General features: G+C 48.9%; 18 protein-coding genes. 4 read left to right on the top strand and 14 right to left on the bottom strand.

Annotated features, from left to right (window positions below; translation table 11 throughout):
* Nucleotide 1: 1 nt before the first annotated feature.
* From WC764_03130 to WC764_03105, 6 genes are all read right to left on the bottom strand, one after another.
* Nucleotides 2-1,342, bottom strand: coding sequence for a PKD domain-containing protein (locus tag WC764_03130; protein ID MFA6006692.1), 1,341 nt, complete (start codon nt 1,340-1,342; stop codon nt 2-4).
* Between the two features lie 4 nt (nt 1,343-1,346).
* Nucleotides 1,347-2,180, bottom strand: coding sequence for a hypothetical protein (locus WC764_03125; protein ID MFA6006691.1), 834 nt, complete (start codon nt 2,178-2,180; stop codon nt 1,347-1,349).
* Between the two features lie 78 nt (nt 2,181-2,258).
* Entirely contained in the window at nt 2,259-3,182 is a 924-nt protein-coding gene (locus WC764_03120) for a peptidoglycan-binding domain-containing protein (GenBank protein ID MFA6006690.1), read from the bottom strand.
* A 36-nt stretch (nt 3,183-3,218) separates the two neighbouring features.
* Nucleotides 3,219-4,295: a hypothetical protein gene (locus WC764_03115; protein ID MFA6006689.1), complete on the bottom strand. Its 1,077-nt coding sequence runs from the start codon at nt 4,293-4,295 to the stop codon at nt 3,219-3,221.
* 354 nt (nt 4,296-4,649) lie between these two features.
* On the bottom strand, nt 4,650-8,402 hold the full coding sequence (locus WC764_03110; protein MFA6006688.1) for a peptidoglycan-binding domain-containing protein: 3,753 nt from the start codon (nt 8,400-8,402) through the stop codon (nt 4,650-4,652).
* Nucleotides 8,403-8,865: 463 nt separating this feature from the next.
* The gene (locus tag WC764_03105) at nt 8,866-9,531 is read right to left on the bottom strand and encodes a hypothetical protein (protein ID MFA6006687.1); all 666 of its coding nucleotides are present in this window, start codon (nt 9,529-9,531) and stop codon (nt 8,866-8,868) included.
* Nucleotides 9,532-9,727: 196 nt separating this feature from the next.
* On the opposite strand from WC764_03105, the gene WC764_03100 reads away from it, so the two are divergent.
* From WC764_03100 to recA, 3 genes are read left to right on the top strand one after another with little or no spacing between them, the layout of a single operon-like run.
* Nucleotides 9,728-12,034 (top strand): DNA translocase FtsK 4TM domain-containing protein, encoded by a 2,307-nt coding sequence (locus WC764_03100; GenBank protein MFA6006686.1) that lies wholly within the window; start codon nt 9,728-9,730, stop codon nt 12,032-12,034.
* A 37-nt stretch (nt 12,035-12,071) separates the two neighbouring features.
* On the top strand, nt 12,072-12,473 hold the full coding sequence (locus WC764_03095; protein ID MFA6006685.1) for a hypothetical protein: 402 nt from the start codon (nt 12,072-12,074) through the stop codon (nt 12,471-12,473).
* A gap of 19 nt (nt 12,474-12,492) precedes the next feature.
* Entirely contained in the window at nt 12,493-13,560 is a 1,068-nt protein-coding gene (recA, locus tag WC764_03090) for a recombinase RecA (protein MFA6006684.1), read from the top strand.
* Between the two features lie 51 nt (nt 13,561-13,611).
* Here the strand turns inward: recA and WC764_03085 are convergent, their stop codons facing one another.
* Nucleotides 13,612-13,950, bottom strand: coding sequence for a hypothetical protein (locus tag WC764_03085; protein MFA6006683.1), 339 nt, complete (start codon nt 13,948-13,950; stop codon nt 13,612-13,614).
* 46 nt (nt 13,951-13,996) lie between these two features.
* On the bottom strand, nt 13,997-14,545 hold the full coding sequence (locus WC764_03080) for an RNA polymerase sigma factor (GenBank protein ID MFA6006682.1): 549 nt from the start codon (nt 14,543-14,545) through the stop codon (nt 13,997-13,999).
* A gap of 64 nt (nt 14,546-14,609) precedes the next feature.
* Between WC764_03080 and WC764_03075 the strand changes: the two genes are divergently transcribed.
* Nucleotides 14,610-15,182, top strand: coding sequence for an elongation factor P (locus WC764_03075; GenBank protein MFA6006681.1), 573 nt, complete (start codon nt 14,610-14,612; stop codon nt 15,180-15,182).
* 62 nt (nt 15,183-15,244) lie between these two features.
* Here WC764_03075 and WC764_03070 read toward each other — a convergent pair whose 3' ends face one another.
* The 6 genes from WC764_03070 to metG form a co-directional block, all read right to left on the bottom strand.
* The gene (locus tag WC764_03070) at nt 15,245-15,388 is read right to left on the bottom strand and encodes a hypothetical protein (GenBank protein ID MFA6006680.1); all 144 of its coding nucleotides are present in this window, start codon (nt 15,386-15,388) and stop codon (nt 15,245-15,247) included.
* Nucleotides 15,389-15,511: 123 nt separating this feature from the next.
* Nucleotides 15,512-15,724 (bottom strand): 30S ribosomal protein S18, encoded by a 213-nt coding sequence (gene rpsR / locus WC764_03065; GenBank protein MFA6006679.1) that lies wholly within the window; start codon nt 15,722-15,724, stop codon nt 15,512-15,514.
* 30 nt (nt 15,725-15,754) lie between these two features.
* The gene (ssb, locus tag WC764_03060; protein ID MFA6006678.1) at nt 15,755-16,219 is read right to left on the bottom strand and encodes a single-stranded DNA-binding protein; all 465 of its coding nucleotides are present in this window, start codon (nt 16,217-16,219) and stop codon (nt 15,755-15,757) included.
* Between the two features lie 5 nt (nt 16,220-16,224).
* Nucleotides 16,225-16,737, bottom strand: a complete 513-nt coding sequence (locus WC764_03055) for a 30S ribosomal protein S6 (protein MFA6006677.1) — start codon at nt 16,735-16,737, stop codon at nt 16,225-16,227.
* 26 nt (nt 16,738-16,763) lie between these two features.
* A complete protein-coding gene (locus WC764_03050; GenBank protein ID MFA6006676.1) occupies nt 16,764-17,699 on the bottom strand; it encodes a TatD family hydrolase in 936 nt (311 codons plus the stop codon).
* The gene (metG, locus tag WC764_03045) at nt 17,699-19,120 is read right to left on the bottom strand and encodes a methionine--tRNA ligase (protein ID MFA6006675.1); all 1,422 of its coding nucleotides are present in this window, start codon (nt 19,118-19,120) and stop codon (nt 17,699-17,701) included. Before metG ends, WC764_03050 begins: the two co-directional genes overlap by 1 nt.

Here is a 19,120-nt window from a genome sequence, read left to right as displayed (position 1 = left end):
TTTATTTGTTAAATAATGACATAATATTGGCAAAAAATCCTGTGGGTTTCTTCACGGTGATAATTTTGGGGACAGACGAGGTGGCTACCGCTTTTACTGTCACAATTTCTCGCTTAACCGGCACCGTAATTGCAACGGGGCGAATATCCATTGGTGCAATTTTCTTCTCTAGTGCCACGAGCGCTCGCCGTACGTCAGCAAGAGTCGGCTTATTAATTATGTTTACAGAAGAAGTGGCTATGGCCGGTACCTTACTATTCACCGCCAAGTATTGTTCTGGTTTTTTAATGAATGTGTGCATTGTTTCTTGGCCCGGAGTAAGCAAAACAACAGACGTGTGATCTTCAATCGTCAATTTCGTAACCGAATATGGCAGTGTGATATGTTTGCCGGCCAGAATTATCGTATCACGAGGGAAAACGTACGAATTCATACCGGACGCGAGTGACCAGCGCGCGAGATTAACTTCTGTCTTGCCTTGATTAAAGATCTCAACGTTGGCATTCTGAATACCGGCTTGTGCGTGAGTTATCATTATTTGCGCTGGCGCCACGTGTACCAACGTCCTATCAACCGCCGCCAAGTCCGACTTCTGCGTGTTCATGATGACCACATAATCGCCGGGGTAGCCGTAAGCATGCTCAATATTTTCTCCATGCGCCGTAGTACCATCACCGAATGACCACACGGTATCAAGCGAAGTAACTTTCTTTCCAGCCTGATCAACCGCTGAAGATGAAAAAGTAATTGGCGCATGAGTTACAGCAATGCGCTCGCGCCCGGCATCAGCGACAAGCTGTAATTTTATTTTAATATCGTCGCTCGTCGGCAAAGCGCTGTCGTGTGCGGAGATCGCGGAGAGTGCTGTCTGTGACTCTATTATTTCTGTGGTGGTGGAAGCTGTCTGTTCAGTAGTCGTAGCCGAGACCTGGGTCGTCGTCGCTGTTTCGACTACACTACCCACAGTTATCGGTTGTGTCGCTGTCCAAGAAGTGCCACTTGTACGCAGTACTAACCGCGCCGTGAGTGTATAATTACCGGCTGTACTATCTTTGTAATACACTGTTCTGTTGGCAGTATTCTTACTCATCGTTACTTTCTCAATGAGTTGCCAATCGGTACTATTAGAAGAAAATTGCCCGGTAAATGAAGATGTGGTCAGATACAGATCCCCGGTTTCAGGGAGTTTGTCGTTAGCTTGAATAGTGATTTTATCCGAAGATACACCGACAGCAACATTCTGCTGTTCATTACTGAATGAGATATTAGTTACAGAAGCTTGCGCAATATTCCCCATGAGCACCACCCCGAGAAGTCCGATCAGAGTGAGGTGTTTCGGCATAAATTTATAGCGCGTCTATCTCTGCCTGAATGGACGGTATCATGCTTGCATCCTCGGGAATGGCTTTTGCTTCTACTAGTGCTTTCTCATAAAATGTCTTTGCGACATCTTTCTGTCCGATGTTTTTATAAAACTGGGCGGTCAACACCAGCAAGTCGATACTGCGCGGATTTTTTTGCAAGCCGACATCCAAGATCGCCTTGGCTTTGTCGTTCTGCTTATTCTGGGTATACAAGTCATAAAGACTGCGGTATCCGGCAATGAACTTCGGGTCAAGCTCGACAGTCTTCTTCCAATTCAGTTCCGCCTGCGCGGAATCTTTCAAATAATATTGATAGAGATCGCCTAAATTGTTATAGGCCTGCTTATCCGTTGGCTGTAATTTCTTCGCATACTCCCACATATCGCGTGCCTTGGTGTAATCCCCCGCCATCTTGCGGTAGAGGCCAATTGACAGCCAGCTGTTAAAATCGCCTGGATTTGCGGTCAACTTTTTTACGAGATCTGTAATTTGTGTGCGGATTATCTTCTGCGCATCAGGGCTTACATTCGCTGTCGCCGAAAAAGTAACAGCATCGCTAAGCGTGGGCACAGGTTTCGGCAATTGGCCAGCAGGCACTTGTTCGAGCGTAATCGTGCTTGGGTTATCTGCGTCGGTCTCGAAGGTTATTCCGCCGACTGTCACTGTTTTCTTTTTCTTCGCTGTCGATGTTGTAGCCGTTTGTTCAGTGCTCGCAGTGTTTGTTTGTGCGGGCTTCTTGCCACCATACATCATATAAGAACTGGCGAGTCCGACTATAATACCGGCGACAATGCTAAATGTTATTTTCTGTGTCATGGCAATATATTAGCACAAACAAAAACTCCCCGCCAGATTTGACATGGCAAGGGAGTTTTTGTGTTATTTCTTCTTAGTTTACTGCATTAGCTTGAGCTGTGCTTGGAGCTCTTTGATCTTATCAAGCAGGGTCTTGATAAGCGCAAGTCTGCTTGCTGAAGTAGAAGATGTGGCCGCAACAACAGACTTCTGAAGCTCGAAGAGCTCTGCCATCTTGGCTCGAGTGGCTGGCCCGAATGTGCCATAGCCAACTTGACCAGACTTCGCAATCTTATACTTGACCTGGAACTTCTTAAGCGCGTTCTGTGTCGCAGTATCGAACTTGCCTGTAGTCTTTACCGCAACACCTAGGTCAAGCGAGAGAAGCTGTTGCAAGCGTTTGGCATCAGCATGTGTCTGATTCTTAGCAAGAGCTCTGGTGAATACCGGCGATACTGCTACTGCCACTTTTGACGGATTAGCATTCACGATTGCCGGAACATTCGGAGTCTGTGTTACCGGCGGAACAACGACCGGAGGAACCACCACTGGCGGAACAACTGCGGGTATCGTAATTACTGGGGTTGTAGACACCGAGCCGCCGCCGGAAGAAACGACTGGCGTGGGGGTTGGCGTAGAGCTTCCGCCACTACCGCTACTACAAATGATACTTGTTGGAAAGACGGTGACGGTCACAACACCTGTCGCAGTATATGTCTTTGTAGAATTGCCCGGGACACAAGTGCTTGACGAAAGATTGGCGCTTGGCGCATCGTCACCGATTTGAGAACTATCTGCCGTTTTTACCGTAACTGATGAACCGTTACCAAGAGTTACTGCGAAGTTGGAGGCATTGACCGAAAGCGTTGAGATTGTAGCGCTTGATCCACTGACGTTGAACGTGACTCCGCCAGTGACGATTGATACGTCAGTCGTGAGCGTTACGTCATCTGCTGCTGCCAAGGCCGTAAACGGCATGGCCAAGAGCAACCCGACTGTAGCTGCTATGTATTTTTTAATCATTATGGTACTAGTTAGTAATTAATAGAGTACCAATGATTATCGAATACCTATGAAGTTAAAGGAGTACGGACCGAAAGTAGTACCTGCGATAATACCGCTGTTCACCACGTCAACACCAATAGTCCCAGCGCCAGTCGAAGAGGCGGCGGCAATACGGAAGTTGACCGGGATGGAACTTGTGGCCATGATAAATATACGGTGACTGGTAGTGACAGTCGTTGCTCCGGTTTGAGTACAAGTAAATGATGCTGATGACGTAGCTGCGGGGGCGGCTGCGGCAGCCATGTCACATGTACCAAAGACGATGCCATTGATTGTTGTACCCGGGCTACCGCCGTTAACCTGCAAGCTGCCAACTTGTACTAATCCTGTCGTTGAGGCAGTAGAAAGAATCGTATTGCCCGTAACACCGAAAGTTCCTGTGGTGGTAGCATTACCGGCCAACGAGACTCGCTGTCCTGATTGTCCAATTGTAATTGTAGTTGCATTCGTACCACCGATTAACAATGTGCCTGCGGCCTTGGCATCGATACTGCCACCTGCAGTGACAGCCAATGAAGGAACACTGACTGTGCCTGTTGTCGACGCCGTACCATCAGTACCCAATGTCGTTGTACCAGTTGCACCGAAAGCGGCTGCTCCGTAACCGCTAACAGCACCAATGTGTGTGGTGGCTGGTGTAATCAAGAGTGATGTCATGTTTGTCGGGCCAAACGAGAGAGAGCCGGCCGCGGTCGTATCAATACTCTGGCCAGGGGTAATTTGTAATACCTTTGCCAGAACAGTAGCAGTCGTTGATGCATTACCATTTGTGGCGATTGTGGTGGTGCCCGTAGCACCGAATGCTGCGACACCATAGCCAGAAGTGGTACCAATAATAATAGCTGAAGGTGCTGTTAGCGCGCCAGCTGTACTAATCGTAGTAGTACCAGTACCGCCAAAAGTCGCCGCACCGTAACCTGCCGTCGCACCTATAACAGTGAGCGTACCGCCAGTACTAATATTGGTACTGATAGTCGTTGCCGCACCCACAACTCCTGCTGTGAGCAAGAGGGACCCAAGAACCGTAAGGGAGGTCTTGAGCACATCGCCTCTCTTGAAAATTCTAGACATAATTTTCTAATTAATTACTAAATTGCTAATATAACGCCCGCGAAACTTTTTATTCGCGAATGCAGTTCCATTGTACTCTTGTTTTGCCAAGATATCTAATTGTAATGTGTGGATAAGTGTGTTGTTAACTCTTGGGATTAGCCCCTCCCTCATTCCCTCCCCGAAGGAGAGGGAAGAAAATTCAGATTTCGGTTTCCCCCTCTCCTTCGGGGAGGGGCAGGGGTGGGGCCAAACACAAAACCCCCTCCGACATTCCGTCGGAGGGGGTTTTGGTATCTATCACTAGGTTCTAGACCTGTGAATCGATATTTGAAGTCTTATCCCAAGTCACAAGCAAGGGGTAAGAATTTAAGACTAGTTCGTGCGGTTCTGGGACAATCCGGAGGTAGGCAAACCAGGGATCTGGTAACCGTTCGTCCAGTCATTTGCAGTACGTATCGAAGTCGTGGTCGCATTCGGTGACCATACGAAGTCGTTATTAGTACCGCTTACACCAGCCTCAACAACCGCGGCATTCGCCATGAATGTGGTCGCTAATCCGGGATAGGCATTGTCACCCAAGAGCGTCGTACCAACCGAATAGGTTGTCGTCGACGGGGTAACCGTACCATGTACCTGGAAGTAGCGCGTCTGACCTGCTGGGATTGATACAGAACTTGCTACTCCAGCGCTGTCGGTGACAGTCATACCAATGACTGTTGTACTATCAGCCCATGCAGCCAATGAGACGTTCGTGCTCTTCAACTGGCCGCCGTTTGATACTCCAGACACACCTTGTGAGTAGGCTGCATCTGTGTAAGCAAAGGCATTCAAGTTGCTGATCGTTGCCGATGTCGTTGCAAACTTGACATTGAAGCTCGTGAGAGCCACATCGCCTGAAGGTGATGCTGTTACCTTGAAGCGGATCAGGTTACCGTCAGAAGCGACTCCTCCTCCTGTTACAGAGAGAGTGTCAATAGCAACTGTCGGATATGACTTGAAGACACGGAGACCGCCTACAGCGGTCGAACCTGTAGCTTCGAGAGTCGAGCCTGATTGAACTCCAGTACCTTCCGCATTCAAGAAGTCAAGCTTGACTAAGTGACCTTGTGTACCGGATTGGTTGGTACCAACCTGGGCGAGGTCAGCCTTGATCGTAATGAGCTTGTCGATATCCTTCGGGAGCGGAACTCCAGCGGGATTCATGAGTGTGAGTGTGGTTGTCGCGAATGAGGCAGAACCAGTAATGGTCTGGGTACCTAAGAGAGTACTGCCATCCCATACTGTGTACTGCAACAAGTCGGATGACGAAGACGATGCCACTGTGGCATTTGTCAACTGAATACCGAGCTTGGTCAAGTTGACGCCTTCATTAGTTGCGCGGAAGCGAAGCACGTTAGCAACAATGCCGGTTGCCGGCACGTTCGCACTTGACCCAACAACAGTGTATGAAGGAGCGGAAGAATCTTGAGACACTGCAAACGAACCTGCGGCAATCGTCATCGCAGGACCCACAGAAGCGCTATAGGTCGTTCCGACTGTATTGCCGGAAGTTTGGCCAGTGGCCGTTCCCAATGCACTTGCCGCAAGGCCGAGACTGACGATGTTGCCCGCAACTGCTGCTGTTGACAAGTTACACTTGGCCGAGAGAGTCTTGGTGGTCCCCTTGGTTACGGTGTAAGAGTTGTCGAATGTCCAGGCAATCGTCGTAGCAGTTGGATTGACAACATTCGAACCTGTCGTTATCGAAACACCAGCATCATTGTAGATCTGACAGTTCGTAAGCGAAGTGGTTGCGAATTCGGTACCGGTGCTCGTGAGCGTACCGGTGAGCGAAGAGAAGCGTACATCTTCACCGGACTGCGATGCGTCAAGCTGGTAGTTCGCGAGAAGTACGTTCGTACCGCCGGACACAATGCTCTGTGCTACCGGCTGTGACGAGACAGAAACTGCGAGCGCACCGGACTTAACCGTCATCGTATTGAGCGCAGTACCGGCCGGGAAGGTAATTGTGTTACCCGTTGTCTGGCCTGTTGCACTCGAGAGCGTGAACGAGGAAACCTGATAGGTGTTACCCGTACTTGCGGTCGAAGGCACCTTACCCTTAAGGGTATAAGTGTGTGCTCCGATCTTGTACGTTACCGTATCGGTGAAGGTCACTGTCTGGGTCGGCGTGTTACCTGTAGCAGAAACTCCATCGACAGGACCGGCGACAACTGCACCGTTCTCATCAACGAGAGTTACACTTGTAAGCACACCATTTCCTGCAACCGCTGTTGAGGAAGCGATTGTGAAGACATGTGACTGAACCGCTACCGGCTCACCCTTGAGGTCTACAATATAGCCACCCAAGATCTGATTCGGAACATTGACTGCAATGTTCTGCGAAGGAACCGATGTGGCCTTCTGGAGACTGGTTACCGAACCGGCGCTGATCGTTAAGACCGAAGCGCTATAGAACGGCGTACCAATCGTACCGGATGACGCACAAGAAGTGCTTGAGTTGATGAATTCAGAAGCTGTCGTTGCTGTTGAAGCAACTGCGTTACAGTTGGCCGTAGCTGTACCGATGATACCGTAGCCGTAGGTCTCACCCGTCATGTAGATATCGGTGTTCTTGTAAACATCGAATTCTACAGTTCGGCCTGAAGAACCAGCACCTACGAGGTCACCAGTTACATAGAGATCCTTTGAGAGACCCTTGTCAATCAAGAGGCCGCTTGTACCGAAGATTGTCGTGTAGTACTTACCGTCTGCCGACACAGTCGTCGGATATAGGGTGCTGTCGCCATCAACTTTAGTGATGACATTAGCAAGGTCGCCTGATGCGGCCGAGCCTGACTGGTACCAGCGAACAGACTTGAGGATTACGCGTTCTGCTGAACCCGCGGTAACGCGTAGACCAGAGAACTTGTAAGCCGTCTCACCGATCTGCTTGCTTTGAGCCGTGTTAGGGTCAAAAGAAGAAGCGGCGAAAGTTGCCGTACCAACACTCAAAGTGTTGTTAATCGTCTGCTGGGCGCCGAGGATCGGGAAGGTTCCTGATACCGTGGCGGCAGTCTGGATACCCATAACATTGAGCTGGGCAACTTGGCCTGCGTATGAAGTCTCATCCGCTGCCATGTTACCGGCGATGGTGTAGGTGGCTGAAGTACCGGCCTTGACAGTGAACGGATCACCCACTGTTGCGGTGTGGTCCGAGTTCAAAGTCTTGGCAATACCGAGCTGTGTACCATCACTGCTCAAGAGAACGACACCGGCGAAGGCCGCATCTTGTGCGAGACCTGCGCGCTGGACGGTGACACCTGTCACAGAGACATCAGACGCACCTGCGGTGAGTGTGAAGGTTGTGAACGGAACACGCGACGTACCTTTCGGTGCGAGCGAGTTCATCGGCTGAGTGGCAGAAGAAACCGTGAGGGTTCCTGCACCAGTCGTAGTCGTTGTGGTGGTTGTACCGCCGGCACAGGACTGTCCGGTTGTCGGACTGAAGCCACTAGCTGATGTACAGCCGGCCGGAAGTGTCGTGGTTGTGGTTGTCGTTGTACCAGAAGCACATGACTGTCCGGTTGTCGGACTGAAGCCACTAGCTGATGTACAGCCGGCAGGGAATGTACTGGTAGTAGTGTCTGTACTAGAGACCGTACCTGACCACTCATTCAATTTTGCGCGAGTGGCTGGGCCGACTGTTCCTGTCCCGTGGGCCAAGCCGATCGGGGCAAGAATCTCATCTGCGTACTTCTCTTGGAATTTAATAACTGCGCGTTTCGTTGCAGGACCAAAGTATGAAGTCTCTGCACCCGGAGAACCTGCGCCAGTTACAGATACTTGTGTATCTGAATCCTGGTTCAAGAGCTCTTGAAGCGCCTTAACGTCAGCACCTGTGCTACCGAGCAAGAGATTCTTGCTGAAGGTGTAACCTGACGATGCTGATCCTCCTCCTTCGGCCTGACCTTGTAGGGTCTGAACCTGCGAGAGAAGAGCGTCGATTTGAGATTGAAGTTCTGCTGCGGTTGCGGCAGATGCAGGCACTACGAGTGCCCCACCAACCATGACCACTGCAGTCATCAAGCCCGTCAAACCTGAAATGACTTTCGTCACTTTCGAGTTTTTGAACTTTCTACTCATATATATTGTTTCTAATAAATGATCCTTCTTTCGGGCTACGAGACCTTAGAGAAGAACCGCATGCGAGGGACCTGGCTTCGACAAGTCACCAAGTAATCCATCGCATTTTGATACCAAACTTAATTCTTAAACATTCCGATTTTAGTAATTGTCGGAATGAGTTTAAGACAAACTTAAAACACAAAAACATTTCTATCGTTACTGATTTATTCTGTTTTCAAAGTTCAGGAAATGAATACCTGAATACAGAGACGACTCAGGACAGTACCCGCCTAGCGGAAAGTATAGCCGTTCGTTCATCAATCTGCAAAGCCATTATGTGGATAAGTAAGGTGTTTTAAGCCTTTTTTACCCCTATAAGAGCGTCCGTCAATAATAGCTTTTTGGGGCTCAAAAGTCAACTTCGCCTCAAACACAAGGCAGTCTTCTGGGGCTCACAGAAGACTGCCTTGTGTTTCGTCTATTATGCTCGCATGTATCGGCTCCAGCGCCGCTCCCCTATCTTTTTGAGTACCTTGCGACTAACCAGCCCAAGGAGGTCGCGTTGGATAGTTTTCTCGCTTATCCCTTTAATTTTTGAGACGATGTCACCAAGCGAATAGGAGTTACGACCTTCTATTATATTGAGTATTGATTCTTTACGAGAAAGGCCTTCCGGAGGATTGTGTGAACTTTTTACGCGTTCAGACGACTTATGTCCTTTACTTATTTCATGTCCGATAGAAATCTTTTTGGCTGGTAATTCCCTTGTCGGCAGGATCTCTTGTTCCGGCATGCTTTTTGTAAAATAATTTCCGAGCTCCAAATATTCACGCTCGAGCACAGATACATTACCCTGGCCTATTATTTTTGCACTTTTTGCGACATACAAACTAGAGACTATGGAGCCGGCAACTTTCTCCAGATGCGAAGTGTCGGACAGCAAACTTTCTTGCTCTCCGTATATCAACTCACGTACGTCCTCTACAAGTCTAAGCGACATGCGACGAAGTTCTTCTCGCAGAGGCTCTCGCCCCGACAAATGCCCGGTCACTATGTGAATGGCGACCGATAGCTTCTCTGTCTTTAATAACAAAAACTTACTATTTTCTGGTGTTTCACCATACTGTCTTATAGAGTTTTCTGTCATGTTTTGCTGTCTTTTATCTCTTCTGTTTCTGTTTGTCTTATTGTGTTTTATACAGTTCTTGTCGGACATTCTTCTTCTGTTGTGACGCCAGTATATATAAGACATGTCCGACATACAAGCTTGACGTTACCCGGCAGGTATTCCCCTTCTGTAACAATGCTTTTCTGCTATACTTAGCTATATTTCTAGATATTGTATGGCAAGAAAAAAAATCAAGAAGAGTGAGCGCGATAACGTTGACGAGAAGACCTCATCGGGTTTCTTTTCTAAAGTTAATGAGGGCTTGAAACACGAGACCAAGCACGGGGTGCTTGCTGTCGCTTGCATCCTTTTGGCACTCCTCCTATTCCTTGCCAAGTTCGGCTTCGGCGGTATCGTATTCAAGGGCGCGTACTATTATCTGTATCTCCTATTTGGTTCAGGGTATCTGCTATTCCCGCTTGCGCTCGCTGTGCTCGGCTATCTCTTCAGTAAAGCGATGCGGCCGCAAATGGTGACGACCTCTGTGTTCGGCAGTGCAATACTTTTCTTGGCGGCTCTCGGACTCATGGACTTGCGCTTTCGCCAGCCGACGCACGGCTATCTTTCCGGCGGTTTAATAGGACAGGGCTTGGCTGTTGTTCTGGATAAACTTTTCGACCCGACCGTCAGTATGATTATATTGACTGCTGTGGCGGTCGTGGGAATCCTGATACTTCTTGATACGCAAATATCGCTTGATGGTAAATTATTCGGGAGACGTTTATGGGGTGAGGAACCAGAGTCTGAAGACGAAGACGTGGATATCGAGAAGCCAGAACAACTCAAACTCGCCGCACAACCCGAGGGGACAAAGCCTGAAGCCAGACCAGAGACACCAATAGATAATTCCAATAAGAAATCTAGAATTATAGCATCGGCTAAAACAGCTGAAATTTCAGAGGAAGAATTCTCAACGGCCTTCAGAAGCCGTGGCGCATTCGTGCCCCCCCCGCTCTCTCTTTTAGAAGAAGATACCGGCAAACCGGGCGTAGGCGACATCAAAGCGAACTCCAATATTATCAAACGCACCTTGCTTAACTTCGGTATTAATGTAGAGATGGACGAGATATCAATCGGCCCATCGGTTACTCGCTATGCACTTAAGCCGGCCGAAGGCGTTAAACTCTCGAAGATTGTAGCCCTGCAGAATGACTTGTCGCTTGCGCTTGCGGCGCACCCTCTTCGCATAGAAGCACCGATACCTGGCAAGTCACTCGTTGGCATTGAGATACCGAACACAACCAAGACAACAGTGCGCTTGGGATCAATGCTGGCCTCTGATCAATTCGCTGGCTCAAGCAAGCCGCTCCTTATGGCAATGGGTCGTACCGTGTCGGGCGCTGCATTATTTACCGACCTTGCCAAGTCTCCACATATGCTTATTGCCGGTGCGACCGGTTCCGGCAAGTCTGTGACTATCCACGCACTCATCTTGTCACTCTTATACCGCAATTCGCCCGAGGCGATGCGCTTTATCATGATAGACCCAAAGCGCGTCGAGCTCACACTTTACAACAAAATCCCGCATCTTTTGACGCCGGTTATCACCGATGCGAAGAAAAGCATCTTGTCTCTTCGTTGGGCCGCGAAGGAAATGGAACGCCGATATGAAATATTAGAGAGCACCGGTTCGCGCGACATTCAGTCGTACCACAAGAATATTTTTGAACCCGCACTCGAGAAAAACAAAAAAGTAGACGCTGAATTGCCCGACCCGATGCCATACATAGTTATAGTGCTAGATGAACTTGCTGATATTATGACCGCCTATCCTCGAGAGCTTGAGGCCGCCATCGTCCGCCTGGCCCAGATGTCACGTGCAGTCGGCATCCACTTGATCTTATCAACCCAGCGACCATCTACAGAGGTAATCACTGGTCTGATTAAAGCCAACATACCATCGCGTGTCGCCCTCCAGGTACCCTCACAAATCGACTCGCGCACTATTATTGATATGCCTGGAGCAGAGAAACTGCTCGGCGCCGGTGACATGCTCTATCTCGGTGGTGACATGTCCAAGCCGGTCCGCCTCCAATGTTCATTCGTGTCAGAGCCTGAGACAAAGAAGGTGGTGAAGTATTTGATAGATCAGTATGAGGATATGGCCCCGAACGAAATTCACATGAGCGAACCGACCTCTTCAGGCGACATGTTCACAGAGAAGTCTGTTGCCGGCTTCGACAGCGAGAGCTCCGGTGATGACGATGAGCTTTATGAATCAGCAAGAGAGGCGGTAATGCAAGCCGGCAAGGCTTCTACTTCTTATCTCCAGCGCAAGCTTAAGGTCGGCTATGCCAGAGCGGCTCGTCTTATCGATCTGCTGGAAGAAAGAGGAGTTGTTGGCCCTGGCGAGGGCGCAAAGCCGCGCGAAGTGTATGGAGCAAGCGGTTCAAGCTTCGGTCTAGATAAAGACACTGCTTCTGCCGATGCGCTCATTAGCAGCCCCGGGCAATCCACAGGTGGGGACAATTTGAGTAGCTAAAAGACATCGGTCTTGTGTTATACTGATTATTAAAGACATGCATTATCAGACAAAGAAAAAGATAGGGAGATACATAGGCATAATGCTTGCGTTTGTGATTTTGTCTTATACTGCATTCGAGATGAAAGATTTTGCGCGAGGTCCGCAAATTGTAATAGATTACCCGGCCAATGGAGCGACCGTAAACGCTGGTCTTATATCGATCAAAGGAACGGCCGACCACGTATCGTCAATCCAAGTTAATGGCGGAGACCTCTTTACTGATACGCTCGGACATTTTAAAAAAGATATCCTCTTGTCTCCCGGCTATAATGTGATAGAAGTACGAGCACGGGACAAATTTGGCCGACAAATCGAGCGCAAGCTCGAACTCGTAGCAGAAGCGAATTCACCGCATGCTCCGGTTGCCGGACTCCCGACATCAATACGCAGTTATTAGACTATAATAATATGTCACTATGGCAAAAAAAGTAACCGAACGACCTTCGGCGGGAGTTGAGAATGCGATCAAAGCTATTCAGACCAAGTTCGGCGAGGGCTCTATTATGCGTCTAGGTGAGAAGCCACATGTGGACGTTGACGCCGTTCCGACCGGTTCACTAGGCCTCGACCTGGCACTCGGAGTCGGCGGACTCCCCCGTGGTCGTATCATCGAGATATACGGTCCAGAATCATCAGGCAAGACTACTCTGTCTCTGCACGTGATTGCCGAAGCGCAGAAGAAAGGCGGGGTCTGTGCCTTCATCGACGCCGAACACGCCATGGACCCGGAATACTCCAAGAAGCTTGGTGTGAAAATTAACGACCTCCTCATTTCCCAGCCGGACAACGGCGAGCAAGCGCTCGAGATTGCCGACAGCCTCATTCGCTCCGGACAGATTGATGTGCTCGTTATAGACTCCGTCGCGGCGCTTACGCCAAAAGACGAGATTGAGGGCGATATGGGCGCCTTCCACGTCGGCAAGCAGGCGCGTCTAATGTCGCAAGCTTTGCGCAAAATGACTGCCATCGTCGCCAAGAGCAAGACTGTCGTCATATTTATAAATCAGATCAGAATGCAGATCGGTGTCATGTTCGGTAACCCCGAGACGACCCCGGGCGGTAAGGCGCTCAAGTTCTATTCATCGGTTCGTATCGACATTCGCCGCATTGCCCAGATCAAGAAAGGCGAAGAGGTTGTGGGCTCGCGCACCCGCGCCAAGGTGGTCAAGAACAAAGTGGCCGCCCCCTTCAAATTCGCCGAGTTCGACATTATCTACAACGAAGGTATTTCCCCCGAAGGCGAGATCATCGCCCTTGCCGAGAAGCAAGGCTTAATCCAGAAGAGTGGTTCCTCATATGCGTACGGCGATCTCAAGCTAGGCCGCGGTTATGACGCCACCAGAACATTCCTTAAAGAAAATCACAAAGTCCGTGACGAATTAAAGAAAAAGATTATAGAGAACGTAGAAAAAGGCGCCCTAGATATGAAATCCCCCGCGTCAGAATCGGCTGATGACGATAAGGAACCGACTGACGAAGAATAATCACCTTTGAGGTTCGACCTTTTTGGTGCTTAAGGTCGAACCTCTGGGCGTCTAGCGGAGCGCGAATTGCTGAACCGGCACGACAAAATCTTTTCGTATCGCGTCAACCACGAACCAAACAGCCAGAACACCGACAAGCGCTAGAGTTACTTGTACTGACGCTTGAGTGTGAGCGAAAGAGTATTCGAGATAAGACACCATGCGATCTATGCCTCCGGACTGTAGAGTGTTTGTGATCACGTTTCTAAGTGATACCAATTCTCTTAACTCAATAAACAATAGCGAAATTGCAACGCCTTTAAGCAACAGGGAGTGATATGCGGTACGCAAAACCCAAAATGCATACACCCGTCGCATGACTCGCCTCTTTAATTGTTGTACGTTATTCATAATTTTTAAATTTTTACTATTTAAATCTTTAAATTTTCAAAAGTCGTTAGACTTTTGATGCTTGTTCGCGGAAGGCTTCTTTGGCTCTGTGAATGCGAGTCTTGATCGCTCCGACAGATACACCTTCCTCCCGCGCGATCTGCTCCTGCGGTTTATCGTTGATGAAGTGCTCGGTCAGCGCATGACCAAGGTTGTCCGGCAGGGTCGCCACGATTGATTCGACGTAGTCCTTGAGCTCCTTCGAGGCCAGGTCCGGCATCGACTTGTCCGGAAGCACCTCACGTAATTCATCTTTTAAAATATCTACGTCCCCCTTCCTCTTATCTAACTTCTTGTACTGGGTAAAGGTGACATTAATCAGGATTTTATATGCCCATGACGTAAACGAGGCGCCGGGAATCTTCTTGAACTTACCGGCATTAAGGTAAATCTTCACAAAAGTCTCTTGTAAGACATCTTCCACCTCCGGCCTATCGCCCAAAATGCGCTTGACCTTGCGGCGGAACTTCTCTTCGTGACGGTCGAAGATAATAGAAAAAAGCCGCGGGTTGGCGACCGAAAGGGCTAATATCTCTTCATCTGGTTTCATCTCCATATATAACAGCATAGCATATTTTAAGGTTGCTCAAGTAGTTATATATATGCTATGATGCTTGCCTATGTCAATGCTCGAATACAGCGATATCAAGGAGAAGAAGGTCATCATATACGAAGGCGAACCTTATGAGGTGCTTACATCTCACGTCTTCCGTAAGCAACAGCGCAAGCCGGTCAATGCTACCAAGCTCCGCAACCTTATCTCCGGGCGCATTGTTGAATATTCATTCCATGTAAGCGAGAAAGCCGAAGAAGCCGAGCTCTCGCGCAAGCAGGTCAAATATCTTTTTACCAACAAAGGCGAGTTCTGGTTCTGCGAGGCGAATGATCCCAGCAAGCGCTTTGAGCTCCCTGCCGATGTCCTCGGTACGCCAGCCAAGTTCCTCAAGACCAACATGCTGGTTGATGCGCTTGTCTTTGATGAAAAGATAATCGGCGTGAAGTTACCCATCAAACTTGAAGTTAAAGTGACAGAGGCCGCCCCGGGTATTAAGGGCGACACCGCTAAAGGCGGGATGAAAATAGTGAAGATCGAGACCGGCGCTTCCATCGACGCCCCGCTCTTCGTGAACGAAGGCGATACGCTTGTCATCAACACCGAGACCGGCGAATACGTCGAACGAGTGAGTAAATAATAGCTTTTTCAAGTAAAAAGTCCTGCGCCCCGGGAAAAATTCCTCGGGGCGCCGTTGCCTGGCTAGCGATTTGCGTACGCGATCTTGAATTCGCGTTCCGCTTTATTCTGGGCCTCCTCGAGAGAGGAGTCTTCGGGATGCTTCTCCCGTTCGTGGATAACATCCAGCAGTTTCCTTCGAGCCTCGACCCTCTGTTCGACGTTCATACTGGACCTCCTTCCAGCCATGAACTAGTGCCAGGAGACACTATCAGCTATAAAGTCTATACTTAATCCACAGTTTGTACACTGTTTATCCACCGAGTTATCAACTCCAGTGAAAATATGGCTCTAACGCGAGATGAATGGCAAGAGCGACAAGTGTCTGGCGCGCTTGATAGCCGAGTCTAACTTGCGCTGATGCTTGGCGCAGGTACTGGTCTTGCGGCGAGACATAATGCGGGCGTGCGGTGACAAGAAGCGCTTCAAGAGCTCGGTCTCTTTGTAGTCTATCGTCTTGAAGTTATTATTGCAGAAATAACATTGTTTGGCGGATGAGATCATATTCTTTAATTCTATAATTCTTTAATTCTGTTAAAATGGGATATCTTCGACGTTACTTTCTTCTTCGGGGTACTCTATCGTGTCGAGTGCTTCTTTTCCGACGTTCGCCTGTGGCGAAGTCGGAACTCCGGCCCCTCCGGGCATCGGAGTAGATGGACTCCCACCGGCCTTTTGCCCGAACTGGACCGTGTCTGCAACTATCTCCGTTCGGTACTTCTTCTGATTGGTTGCTTTATCGTCCCAACTTCTCGTCTGCAGTCTGCCTTCCACATATGCCGACTGGCCTCTCTTTAAGTATTGTGCGCACAATTCCGCGAGTTTACTGAAGGTAACGACATTGTGGTATTCTACCGATTCTTGCTTGGCACCGTTCTTGTCTTTATAAATACGATTAGTCGCGAGGCTGAATGACGTAACGTTCGTACCATTCGGCAAAGCTCGCTTCTCCGGGTCGCGTGTCAGATTACCGATAAGTAATACTTTGTTTAGGTACATTTTTTTTACGAGAGCAAACTCTCTATTTGCTTATCTATTTCGGCCTCGGAAAGCTTTTTGATTGGTTCGGCTTCAACGCGAGCAACGGGTGTTGCCGTGGGTACCGAAACGAGTTCTGGCGGAAGACTCGAAACAACAACTTCTTCTGGCTTATCCTCGGTCGGAATGCGACGCACAGGACGAACATCGAGATAAGCATAAGTAATTGCCGACCTCAACAGGTGTTGAATTGCTTGGAATTCTTTTTGAATTGCCGGAATCTCTATCGAGTCGATTTCGAACTTTGTCCAGCCGAAGAGACCTTGCTCATAAACCGTCTTCTTGCCTTCCCATGTCTTTGCGACTGGGTATGATAGCGGTCGGAGCTTGGGCGCGTCTGAGCCGAAAATAGTACCGCCATGGCTCTCGATTATCTTCGATATGCGCGTTGTTTCCTCGTTGGCCTTGTCTTCGGCCAAAACGGGGCTTAAAACGAACAGGAGGTCGTATTTGACTTTCTTATTAGTGTCGCTATCCATAATCCGGCTATAATACCAGAGTATCCCTAAAATTTCAACCTGAACTGTCGTATGGCGTTATCTAGGAGCTTGGCTTCTGCCTGTTCTATGCTTATACCTTTTATGAGGGCAACCCTGGCAGCGATAAGCCTGGCATAAGAAGATTCGTTGCGTTTGCCCCGATATGGCGCTGGCGTAATGTAAGGCGCGTCGGTTTCGACCATCATAGACTCTATCGGCACATACTTTACCACTTCGTCATAGTCGTGGGTAAAAGTAATGACGCCGGTGAATGATAGCGTGCAGCCTATAGACAAAAATCTTTTAGCAGTTTCGATATCGCCGGCAAAGAAATGCACGTTGGCCGAAACTTTTGATTTTGAGTGCAGCATATGGAAAGCGTCTTGATAGGCCGTGCCACTGCCGGCATGCTTGCCCGCACGAATATGAAGCATAATAGGCTTCTCCACTTCGTTCGCCAGCGCAATCTGTGCATCGAAGACATTCATCTGTATCTGTTTGGTGTCTTCATCGAGTCTGAAATAATCCAAGCCGCATTCACCAATAGCGACCACCTTCTCGTCTGTAGCCAATTTTCTGTAATAGTCATAATCGAAAACCTCTCCGCGAGAAGTGAAGGGCTTCACCACCTCACCCCCTAACCCCCTCCCCGAAAGGGAGGGGGAATTTTCCGAGAGTTTCCCCTCTCCGTCGGAGAGGGGTGCAGGGGTGAGGTTGGAATTTTCTAGTTCATATGCGTCATGATAAGACTTGGTGGTGTGTATCGGGTGCAGACCGACCGTTGCCCAAGTATGCGGATATTTATGCGCAAGATCTATGGCGGCCTGTGAAGTGTCCTTTTGCGTCCCCACAACGATCTGCCCCACCGCTGCCTCTTCGGCACGTTGCATAATAGCGTCACGGTCTTCCGTATAAGCCGCGAATTGCGGGTGGGTATGAATATCTACGAGCTTGAGCGACATTACTCTTTTCTTAGGAATAACGGTGTCTCCGGTTTTTTGTTGGCTTTGATGCACTCTGAAATTTTCTCGGCAGTTGCTGGCATCACCGACTCAAGGAGCCTGGCCACTCCGGCGAGTCCTTTCATAAGTTCCCGAATAATGACTTTCGCCTTTTCCGGATCGGTCTTATAGAGAGAGAAAGGTTGTGTCGTCTGAATCTTTTCGTTAAGTTTGGTTACTTCGTCCATAACAAATTTCATAGCAGAATCGAACTGATAGTTTTCTATAAAACTATCAAACTCGGGATTATCTGAGATAATAACCTCGATCTTTTCGCCGGCAAGATAGCTCTCACTCATTTTTAGGATGCGGGAAGCCAGATTGCCAATACCGTTGGCAAGATATGCGTTATACGATTCTTTGATTCTCTCGGATGTAACATCGGAATCTTCGAAGGGTGTAACTTCCCTGGCCAGAAAGAAGCGGAGGGCGTCTGTACCATATTCGGCTACTATTTCAATAGGGTTGATACCGTTTCCAAGCGACTTGCTCATCTTCTGTCCGCCGGAGATTATAAAGCCGTTAACGTAGATCTTCTTCGAGTGAGGCAGTCCGGCCGACATAAGCATCGCCTGCCACATCGCCGTCTGCTGGCGCAAGTTATCCTTCCCGCAGACCTGAACGGCCGGCCACCAAGCACCGAATCTATTCATATCATCAGGCCAGCCGATAGCTGAAATATAGTTCACCAGAGCGTCGAACCAGACATACATAACATGGTCATTGTCGCCCGGTACATCTATCCCCCATGGCATCTTTGCCTTTAATCGTGAAATTGAGAAGTCTTGCAATCCTCTCTCGACGAATGCCTTTATCTCGTTCATCCTCCATGGAGGAGAGACGAGTTCTGGATTCTTCTCGTATAAATCGAGCAGCTGCTTTTCGTATTTGGAAAATCTAAAGAAGTAGTTTTCTTCGTCCAAGAGTTCCAGTTTGCGGTTCGGGTGCTCCGGACATTGCCCATTAACCAAGTCCGAATCTTGCTTCTCCAGCTCGCACCCTACGCAATATTTGACTTGATACTTTTTCTTGTAGATATCGCCTTTGGCATGACAAATCTTCCAAAATTCCCCGGCGGCCATTATGTGGTGTTCATCGGTCGTCCGGATGAAATTATTATAAGTCACATTCAGGACCGATTTAAGGGCGTCGAATTTCGCGGCGAATTCATCACAATATGCTTTCGGATCTTTCCCTGCCTCTACGGCCTTCTCGTATATTTTCTTTCCGTGTTCATCTGTACCGAAATTAAAAAAAACTTCGTATCCGGCCTTGCGATAATGACGAGCAAGAATATCGGCACGGATAATTTCCATCGCGAAGCCGATATGCGGCGATGCATTTACATACGGTAGAGTTGTTGTTATGTATATTTTTTGCAT

It is taken from the genome of Candidatus Paceibacterota bacterium, from assembly GCA_041660505.1.
GTDB lineage: Bacteria > Patescibacteriota > Minisyncoccia > Phycocordibacterales > JACRKE01 > JBAZWG01.
The sequence above is the reverse complement of the archived record's forward strand: the minus strand, read 5'-3'. Positions and strand labels throughout refer to the sequence as shown.